This window comes from Achromobacter sp. FW305-C-28 (genome assembly GCF_058783235.1).
In genome coordinates this window covers 191,915-193,482 of record NZ_JBYSYL010000007.1, presented here as the reverse complement: position 1 = coordinate 193,482, position 1,568 = coordinate 191,915, and the positions used below count along the sequence as shown (strand labels likewise).

Here is a 1,568-nt window from a genome sequence, read left to right as displayed (position 1 = left end):
CAGGGCCTGGACCTTGTCGCTGCCATTGTCCAGCGTGTAGGTCCACTTGCCGTTCTGGTCGACGGTAAAGCTGCCGTACGTGCCCTTGCCGTCGTTGTTGACGGACCAGGTGTGGGTGTCGTTGGTGTCGACGTCGTGCTGGGTCAGCTGGCCGGACACGGTCGTGTCGGCTGCGTCTTCCTTGACACCGCCGGTGGCCTCACCGGTGATGGTCGGGGCGTCGTTGGTGCCCGTGATGTCGATCGTGATGGTCTGGGTGGCCTTGCCGCCGTGGCCATCTTCGACCGTGACGGTGATGGTGTCGGTGACCTTCTGGCCTTCGGCCAGGGCCTGGACCTTGTCGCTGCCATTGTCCAGCGTGTAGGTCCACTTGCCGTTCTGGTCGACGGTAAAGCTGCCGTAGGTACCCTTGCCGTCGTTGTTGACGGACCAGGTGTGCTTGTCGGTCGCGTCGACGTCGTGCTGGGTCAGCTGGCCGGACACCGTCTTGGACACGGCATCTTCCGTGACACCGCCCTTGGCTTCGCCGGTGATCGTCGGCGCATCGTTGGTGCCGTTGATCGTGATGGTGACGATGCTGGTGGTGCCGTCAGCGGTGGTGACCGTGATGGTCTCGGTCAGCTTTTCGTCTTGACCCAGCGCCTGGACCTTCGGATCCTTGTTGTTCAGCTCGTACGTCCAGGTGCCATTGGCATCGATGGAGAACGTGCCGTGTTCGGTCACGACACCGGTCTGCGGCTTGAAGCTGGCTTCGCCCGCGTCCTTGTCGGTCACGTCCAGCTTGCCCCCAGTGACCAGGGTGCCGTCTTCGGTGACGCTGCCCTTGTCGTCGCCCGTTTCGTGCGGGGTGATCACGGCGGCGTCGTTGGTGCCGGTGACGGTGACCTTGATTTCCTGGGTGACCTTGCCGCCATGGCCGTCGTCGACCGTCACGGTGATGGTGTCCACGACCTTTTCACCGGCCTTCAGGGCCTGGACCTTGGGGTCGTCGTTGTTCAGTTCGTACGTCCAGTTGCCGTTCTGGTCGACCTTCAGCGTGCCGTACTCGCCCTTGCCGTCGTTGCCGACGGTCCAGGTGTGAGTGTCCTTGGTGTCGACGTCGGCGACGTCGAGTTTGCCGGTGGCGGTGGTGGTGCCGTCTTCGGTCACATTGCCGGTCGCCGTGCCCGACAGCGTCGGGGCGTCGTTGGTGCCGGTGATGTCGACCGTGATGGTCTGGGTCGCCTTGCCGCCGTGGCCGTCGTCGACCGTGACGGTGATGGTGTCGGTGACCTTCTGGCCTTCGGCCAGGGCCTGGACGTTCTTGCTGTCATTGTCCAGCACGTACGTCCACTTGCCGTTCTGGTCGACGGTGAACGTGCCGTAGGTGCCCTTGCCGTCGTTGTCAACGGACCAGGTGTGGGTGTCGTTGGTGTCGACGTCGTGCTGGGTCAGCTGGCCGGACACGGTCGTGTCGGCCGCGTCTTCCTTGACACCGCCGGTGGCCTCGCCGGTGATGGTCGGGGCGTCGTTGGTGCCCGTAATCTCGATGGTGATGGTCTGGAGGGCCGTGCCGCCGTGGCCGTCAT

General features: G+C 64.3%; 1 protein-coding gene. It reads right to left on the bottom strand.

The genetic code is table 11. From position 1 onward, the window contains the following. A partial coding sequence (locus tag AC3WMR_RS18735; RefSeq protein WP_492281582.1) for a VCBS domain-containing protein occupies positions 1-1,568 on the bottom strand: 1,568 nt, incomplete at both ends.